This window comes from Caulobacter sp. 17J65-9, assembly GCF_010975005.1.
In the GTDB taxonomy this organism is placed as follows: domain Bacteria; phylum Pseudomonadota; class Alphaproteobacteria; order Caulobacterales; family Caulobacteraceae; genus 17J80-11.
This window is the reverse complement of sequence record NZ_JAAIVC010000013.1, coordinates 37,852-45,886: the sequence shown is the minus strand read 5'-3', so window position 1 is coordinate 45,886 and position 8,035 is coordinate 37,852. Positions and strand designations below refer to the sequence as shown.

The following is an 8,035-nucleotide window of genomic DNA, read 5'->3' as shown; positions in this document are numbered from 1 at the left end:
GGCCGACACGCACGAGACCGGCGGCGGCCTGCCGGGCGGGCTGGGCGGCGTGCTGGCGGGCTTGGGCGGGGCCGGCGCGCTGGGCGCCCTGGTCGAGCAGTTCGGCAAGAACGGCCACGGCGGGTTGATCGATTCCTGGATCGGCCGCGGCCAGAACCAGCAGATCGCCCCCCATCAGCTGGCCGAGGCGCTGGGCCCGCACACGGTCGACGAGCTGGAGGTCGAGACGGGCCTGGGCCGCGAGCAACTGCTGTCCGAACTGTCCGACGAACTGCCCGACGCCGTCGACAAGCTCACCCCCGAAGGTCGCCTGCCGAACGACCACGAGATCGGGCGGATGCTGAGCTGAAAGATCTCCCCCCCGAGCGGAGCGCTGCGGGGAGCAGGCGGCGCCAGCCGCCGTGGGGGGCTCCAGCGGAGTGCGGCGGTTCCGTCGCGCCAGGATGAGCCCCCTCCACCGCCTTCGGCGGTCCCCCTCCCCCACCGCTGCGCTCGGGGGAGGATTTTGCCGCGACGCCCCTTCGCTTGACGGCCAACCGCCGCGCTGGCCACATCCCCCGACGCGCCGCCAGAGCGCCGTCGGGGGAGTCGTACACCATGGATCGTCGGGCCTTTCTGATGTCGGGGGCCGCGCTGGCGGCCGCCACCGCGACGCCGGCGTTCGCGCGAGGCCCGGCGGGCCCGCAACAGCAGGCGACCGGCCTCTACGACCGCGTCGTCGAGCAGATGCTGCGCGACAACCCCGAGACCGCCACCGGCCTGGGCCTCGACACCGGCGCCCGCGCGGCGCTGAAGGCCCGGCTGGACGACCGCTCGCCCGCCAACCGCCTGCGCCAGCTTAAACCCCTGGCCGACGCCAGGGCCGCGCTGAAGGGCGTCGACCGCAAGGCGCTCTCCGGCCGCGCCGCCAGCGACTTCGACACCATCGCCTGGATGTCCGACATCTCGGCCGAGATCGCCAAGGTCCCGTACGGCGGCGTCGACGGTTACACCTATCCGGTGCCCTACATCGTCAGCCAGCTGACCGGCGCCTACCAGAGCGTGCCGGACTTCCTGGACAGCCAGCACACCATCGAAACCCGCGAGGACGCCGAGGCCTACCTGGCCCGCCTCGAGGCCTTCCCCAAGGCGATCGAACAGGAGACCGACCGCGCCCGCGCCGACGGCGCGGCCGGGGTGGTTCCGCCGGACTTCATCCTGGGCAAGACCCTGAAGCAGCTGGCCTCGCTGCGCGGCCAGTCGGGCGAGAGCGCCGGCCTGGTCGCCTCCATCGCTCGCCGCACCAAGGAAAAAGGGATCGACGGCGACTGGGGCGCGCGCGCGACAAAGATCGTCGACGGCCCGCTGGCCGCCGCGCTGGACCGCCAGATCGCCCTGCTCAAGTCCTGGCAGCCCAAGGCCGTCCACGACGCCGGCGTCGCCCGCCTGCCGCGCGGCGAGGCCTATTACGCCATGTGCCTGCGCTTCCAGACCTCGACCGGCCTGACCCCGGCCGAGGCCCACAAGCTGGGCCTGTCGCAGGTGGCCGAGATCGTCGCCCAGGCCGACGCCCTGCTGAAGCAGCAAGGCCTGTCCCAGGGCACGGTCGGCGCGCGCCTGACCGCGCTGGGCCAGGATCCGAAGTATCTTTATCCGAACACCGACGACGGCCGCGCCGCCCTGCTGGCCGACCTGAACGTGCAGGTCGACGCGATCCGCAAGCGCCTGCCCGACCTGTTCGCCCACCTGCCGAAGGCCAATGTCGAGGTCCGCCGCGTGCCGCCGGCCATCGAGCTGGGCGCGCCGCGCGGCTATTCGCAGTCGTCCAGCGTCGACGGCTCGCGGCCGGGCGCCTACTACATCAACCTGGTCGACACCCAGATCTGGCCGAAGTGGGCCCTGCCCACCCTGACCTACCACGAGAGCCTGCCGGGCCATCACCTGCAGGGCGCCCTGGCGCTGGAGGCGGAAGGCACACCGCTGCTGCACAAGACGCTCGGCTTCAACGCCTACAACGAGGGCTGGGCGCTCTACGCCGAGCAGCTCGCGCTCGAAAGCGGCATGTACGAGGGCTTCGAGGTCGGCAAGCTGGGTTTCCTGCAGTCCATGCTCTACCGCGCCGTGCGCATCGTGCTGGACACCGGCATGCACGCCATGGGCTGGAGCCGCGAGAAGGCCATCGCCTACATGGTCGAGACCGTGGGCCTCGCGCCCGGCGCCGCCGAGAGCGAGGTCGAGCGCTACTGCGTCTGGCCAGGCCAGGCCTGCGGCTACAAGATCGGCCACATCGAGATGGTCCGCCTGCGCGAACAGGCCAAGGCCAAGCTGGGCGCGCGCTTCGACCTGAAGGGCTTCCACGACGCGGTGCTGCTGGGCGGGGCCATGCCGCTGGACGTGCTGGGCCGCGTGGTCGACGACTGGACCGCGACGCGGATGGCGAAGGCGGCCTGACTTAGATCTCCCCCCGAGCGTCAGCGCTGGGGGGAGCAGGCGGCTGCAAGCCGCCGTGGGGGGCTCCAGCGGAGCGCGCGGTTTCAGCCCCCAAACCGCTCATCCCCGCGAAAGCGGGGACCCAGCACGCGACGTCCACGGGCTTCGCACGCGCTTCGTGCCGGGCTGACAGGATCTGACCGCTAGCGCTCTGGGTCCCCGCTTTCGCGGGGATGAGCGGATTTGTGTCGGCGCCCGCGCGCTCCGCTGGAGCCCCCCATCGCCGCTTCGCGGCTCCTCCCCCCAGAGGGGGGAGATCTTCGGACTGCGCCTCTCCGTCCGCTTGACGCCCAACCGCGGCGCTGACCACATCCCGCCGGCGCCGTCTCGGCGCGGGGGGAGTCGCACACCATGGATCGCCGGGCCTTTCTGATGTCGGGGGCCGCGCTGACGGCCGCGGCCGCGACGCCGGCGTTTGCCCGCGGCCCGGTTGGCCCGCAAGCGCAGGCGGCCGCGCTCTATGACAGCATCATGGAGCAGATGCTGCGCGACAGCCCGGAGACGGCCACCACCTTCGGCCTCGACACCGGCGCGCGCGCGGCGCTCAAGAGCAAGCTGGACGACCGTTCGCCGGGCAAGCGTCTGCTTCAGCTGCAGGCCCTGGCCGACGCGCGCCCGGCCCTGAAGAAGATCGACCGCAAGGCGCTGACCGGCCGCGCCGCCAGCGACTTCGACACCGTGGCCTGGCTGGCCGACATGACGGCCGAGGTCGCCCAGTACCCGTTCGGCGGCGTCGACGCCACCAGCGACCAGGCGCCCTACCTGATCAGCCAGATGACCGGCGCCTACCAGGCCGTGCCGGACTTCCTGAACTCGATGCACACCGTCGAGACCCGCGAGGACGCCGAGGCCTACCTCGCCCGCCTCGACGGCTTCGCCCGGGCGCTGGACCAGGAGACCGCCAGCGCGCGGGCCGACGGCGCGGCGGGCGCGATCCCGCCGGGCTTCATCCTGAGCAAGACCCTGACCCAGCTGGCCGCGCTGCGTGGCCAGTCGGGCGAGAGCTCCGGTCTGGTCACCTCCCTGGCTGGCCGCGCCAAGGCAAAGGGCCTGGCCGGCGACTGGAGCGCGCGCGCGGCGAAGATCGTCGACGGCCCGCTGGCCGCCGCGCTGGACCGCCAGATCGCCCTGCTCAATTCCTGGCAGGCCACGGCCACGCACGAGGCCGGCGTCGCCCGCCTTCCGCGCGGCGAGGCGTATTACGCCATGTGCCTGCGCTTCCAGACCTCGACCGGCCTGACCCCGGCGGAAGCCCACAAGCTGGGCCTGTCGCAGGTGGCCGAGATCGTCGCCGAGGCCGACGCCCTGCTGAAGCAGCAAGGCCTGACGCAAGGGTCGGTCGGCGCGCGGCTGACCGCTCTAGGCCAGGATCCGAAGTACCTCTACCCCAACACCGACGACGGCCGCGCCGCCCTGCTGGCCGACCTGAACGTGCAGGTCGACGGGATGCGCAAGCGCCTGCCCGAGCTGTTCGCCCACCTGCCGAAGGCCGCCGTCGAGGTCCGCCGGGTGCCGCCGGCCATCGAGCTGGGCGCGCCGCGCGGCTACTCGCAGTCGTCCAGCGTCGACGGCTCGCGCCCGGGCGCCTACTACATCAACCTGGTCGACACCGCGGTCTGGCCGAAGTGGGCCCTGCCCACCCTGACCTATCACGAGAGCCTGCCGGGCCATCACCTGCAAGGCGCCCTGGCGCTGGAGGCCGAAGGCACGCCCCTGCTGCACAAGACGCTCGCCTTCAACGCCTACGCCGAGGGCTGGGGGCTGTACGCCGAGCAGCTGGCGCTGGAGGCCGGCATGTACGACGGCTACGAGGTCGGCAAGCTGGGCTACCTGCAGTCCATGCTCTACCGCGCGGCCCGCATCGTCCTGGACACCGGCCTGCACGCCATGGGCTGGAGCCGCGAGAAGGCTGTCGCCTACATGATGGAGACGGTGGGCCTGGCCGCCGGCGCGGCCGAGAGCGAAATCGACCGCTACTGCGTCATCCCCGGCCAGGCCTGCGGCTACAAGATCGGCCAGCTGGAGATCGTGCGCCTGCGCGAACAGGCCAAGGCCAAGCTGGGCGCGCGCTTCGACCTGAAGGGCTTCCACGACGCGGTGCTGCTGGGCGGGGCCATGCCGCTGGACGTGCTGGGCCGGGTGGTTGCTGACTGGACGGCGGCGCGGATGAAGGCGGCCTGACTTAGATCTCCCCCTGAGCGTCAGCGCTGGGGGGAGCAGGCGGCGTCAGCCGCCGTGGGGGGCTCCAGCAGAGTGCGCGGCTTCCGTCGCGCCAAGACGAGCCCCCTCCACCGCTTCGCGGTCCCCCTCCCCCAGAGGGGGAGGATCTATTCACCGCGCCTGCGCCGCCCAGGCCATGGCCTCGTCGCGCCGGTCGGGGGCGAAGGTGCGCACCTCGACGTGGGGGAGCAGTGGGTCGGCGAAGCGGGTCAGCGCCTTCACCCATTGCTTGTCGGTGACCACCGCCTCGCGCGGGAAGCGCCGCAGGTCGCCCAGCTTGGCCAGGCCGAAGCGCAGGTCCTTGAAGGCGGCCTCCACGGTCATGTCGTCGAACTCGATCAGGTCGACGTAGACGCCGAGCTTGTCGTGCGTCTCCAGCCGGGTCTCGAGGTCGGCGACCAGGCCGTCGTAGTCCTCGCCGGTGATGCGGCCGGACAGCCGGTAGGCGGCGACGTTTTCGGGCGCGGGCAGGATGTCGATCATGGGGACCTTCCTCGGACTCCAACGCCCGGGACGGACCGCCGGTTCGCCCCGACCGCCGGGCTGCGGCGCGCGTCCATCCGTAAATTCCCCCTGAGACAAACGCCCTGCCGGACCTCCGCCCGGCGATGCGAAGAAGGCGGCCCACCTTCGCGTGCGACAGGCGGCTGCGCCCGGTCCGCGCGTCTTCAGGAGCCATCGCCATGCCTACCATCACGGGAACCGCCGCGGCCGACGTGCTTGCCGGAACGTCAGGCGACGACACCATCCTCGGCCTGGCCGGGAACGACGAGTTGTACGGCAAGGACGGCGCCGACCACCTGCTGGGCGGCCTCGGCGACGACGTGCTCGATGGCGGCGACGGGGACGACTACATCCGCGGCGACGAGGGGAACGACAAGCTGCTCGGCGGCGACGGCGACGACTACCTGCGCGGCGGGGCTGGCAAGGACAGCTTCGACGGCGGGGCCGGGATCGACCGGGTCAGCTTCTTCCACCTGGACGCCACCCAGGGCGTGATCGCCGACCTGCGCGTCCAGAAGGTCTACAACGACGGCTACGGCAACGCGGAGAAGATGTCCTCGATCGAGGGCCTGGGCGACGGCACCATGTTCGCCGACCAGTTCTACGGCGACGACGGCGACAACCTGATCCTGGGCGCCCGCGGCGACCACATCGAAGCCTTCAAGGGCGACGACACCTTCCAGATCGACGACGCGGTCGCCTTCCTCGACGCCGGCGACGGGATCGACACCATCCTCCGCTTCTCGCAGATGCGCCTGGTCGACACCAACGGCGACGGCATAGCCGAGATCGAGAACGGCACGAACGGCGTGCGGGTCAGCCTGGAGGCCCACCGCATCCAGGACGACGGCTGGGGCGGCACGGGCTGGATCTGGAACGTCGAGAACCTGGGCGGCTCGGCCGGCGACGACGTGCTGACCGGCGACGCCGGCGACAACGTCATCAACGGCTGGGAAGGCGACGACATGATCCGCGCCGGGGCCGGAAACGACACCCTGGACGGCGGCGACGGCGACGACCAGCTGCGCGGCGGCGCGGGCGAGGACGTGTTCATCGGCGGGGCCGGCTTCGACCGGGTCAGCTTCTACCACTTCGACGCCACCCAGGGCGTGATCGCCGACCTGCGCGACCAGACGGTCTACAACGACGGCTACGGCAACAAGGAGAAGATGGACTCCATCGAGGGCCTTGGGGCCGGCACCATCTTCGACGACCAGTTCTACGGCGACGACGGCGACAACCTGATCCTGGCCGCCCGCAAGGACACGGCCGAGGGCTTCAAGGGCGACGACACCTTCCAGATCGACGACGCGCCCGACCTGGTCGACGGCGGCGACGGGATCGACAGCATCCTGGTCTTCACCCAGACCCGCCTGGTCGACACCGACGGCGACGGCGTGGCCGAGATCGACTACGGCACGAACGGCGTGTGGGTGGACCTGTCGATCGGCCAGATCGTCGACGACGGCTGGGGCAATTCAGGCACGCTGAAGTCCATCGAGAACCTGGGCGGCTCCTACGGCGACGACGTGCTGATCGGCGACGAGAACGACAACCGCCTGACCGGCTGGGACGGCAAGGACGAGATCAGCGGCGGCAAGGGGAACGACGTGCTGGACGGCGGGGCCGGAAACGACGCCCTGAAGGGCGGCGCCGGCGACGACACCTTCGTGTTCCAGCCCGGCTCCGGCTCGGACGTGATCGGCGACTTCATCGCCGGCGGCACGGAGGACACCCTGGACTTCTCCGCCTTCGCCGGCACGGGCGCGACCTACTCGGTCACCCAGGTCGGGCCGGACGTGGTGTTCGCCTTCTCCACCGGCGAGACGGTGACGGTCGAGAGCGTGTCCCTCGGCTCCATGACCAGCATCGATCCCTGGCACTGGGGATAGCCGCTGGGACTGATCCGGGTCAGGCGGCGGCCTGCTGCTCCCTGATCCGGCGCAGCGCCTCGGGGAAGCGTCGCGAAAGCGGCGCTTCCACCCCGCCGTCGAGCCGCAGCAGCCAATCGCCGGTCCCGGTGGGATCCACCTCGACGACCCGCCCGGCGCACACGATCCATGAGCGGTGGGTGCGTACGAAGCCGTGCGCGGCCAGCGCCTCCAGCGCCCGGGCCAGAGTGGTGCGCACCAGCGGCCGCCGTCCCCCGGCCAGCACCAGTTCCACGTAGTTGCCGCTGGCTTCGGCGGCCAGAACTTCGCCTGCCGCGAACCGCACCGGCCGCACGCCGTCCTGGAGCGTCACGAAGGCCGGCGCGGCGGCTTCGTCCGGGGCGGCGTCAGGCCGCTCGGCGCGCCGGGCCCGGCGTCGGCCGAGCCAGAACACCAGCGCCAGCAGGGCGTAGCCCAGCAGGTCCTTGCGGTACTCGTAGAGCCACTCGCCGGCGAAATCGAACTGGAACGACCGCCCCGCGACCGCCCACACGGCGTGGCGCAGCGCGACCATCAGGACCACGTGACCGAGCGAAAAGGCGACGGAGCCCGGCAGGTGGACGGCCAGCAGCGTGCGCCAGCCGGCCTCGCCCGGCGGCGCGCGGCGCACCGCCCAGGCGACCAGCGGCGACATGAGCAGAACCGCCAGGTTGCTGGTGCCCTCCAGGGCGAACGGGACCCACCGGGGCAGGCTGTCGCCGCTGCGGACCATTTCGTCGGAGAGCGAAAGCGCGTTCACCAGCCCGAAGGCGGTCACCATCGCGGCCACGATCGCGTAGCTGCGCAGCGGGCCGCCGCCGCTCGTCCCGGAAACGCCGCCGCTGGTCACCGAGCGCCTCCGCTCGTCACGGCCGTCCGGCCGCCGGTCCCGGGACGGCTTCCGTCGCACGCCACGTCGGCGGAACAGGGCG

General features: G+C 71.8%; 6 protein-coding genes. 4 read left to right on the top strand and 2 right to left on the bottom strand.

From position 1 onward, the window contains the following. The 3 genes from G3573_RS04225 to G3573_RS04215 form a co-directional block, all read left to right on the top strand. A partial coding sequence (locus G3573_RS04225) for a YidB family protein (RefSeq protein ID WP_163259602.1) occupies positions 1 to 349 on the top strand: 349 nt, incomplete at its 5' end. Positions 350 to 597: 248 nt separating this feature from the next. Next, a complete protein-coding gene (locus G3573_RS04220; protein WP_163259601.1) occupies positions 598 to 2,430 on the top strand; it encodes a DUF885 family protein in 1,833 nt (610 codons plus the stop codon). Positions 2,431 to 2,820: 390 nt separating this feature from the next. After that, the gene (locus G3573_RS04215) at positions 2,821 to 4,650 is read left to right on the top strand and encodes a DUF885 family protein (RefSeq protein ID WP_163259600.1); all 1,830 of its coding nucleotides are present in this window, start codon (positions 2,821 to 2,823) and stop codon (positions 4,648 to 4,650) included. A 150-nt stretch (positions 4,651 to 4,800) separates the two neighbouring features. Here the strand turns inward: G3573_RS04215 and G3573_RS04210 are convergent, their stop codons facing one another. Further along, positions 4,801 to 5,172 (bottom strand): STAS/SEC14 domain-containing protein, encoded by a 372-nt coding sequence (locus tag G3573_RS04210; RefSeq protein WP_163259599.1) that lies wholly within the window; start codon positions 5,170 to 5,172, stop codon positions 4,801 to 4,803. A 200-nt stretch (positions 5,173 to 5,372) separates the two neighbouring features. Between G3573_RS04210 and G3573_RS22400 the strand changes: the two genes are divergently transcribed. Continuing rightward, a complete protein-coding gene (locus G3573_RS22400) occupies positions 5,373 to 7,085 on the top strand; it encodes a calcium-binding protein (RefSeq protein WP_276208669.1) in 1,713 nt (570 codons plus the stop codon). A gap of 19 nt (positions 7,086 to 7,104) precedes the next feature. On the opposite strand, the gene G3573_RS22515 is transcribed toward G3573_RS22400, so the two are convergent. Continuing rightward, positions 7,105 to 7,953: a LytTR family DNA-binding domain-containing protein gene (locus G3573_RS22515; RefSeq protein WP_163259597.1), complete on the bottom strand. Its 849-nt coding sequence runs from the start codon at positions 7,951 to 7,953 to the stop codon at positions 7,105 to 7,107. Positions 7,954 to 8,035: the final 82 nt, after the last annotated feature.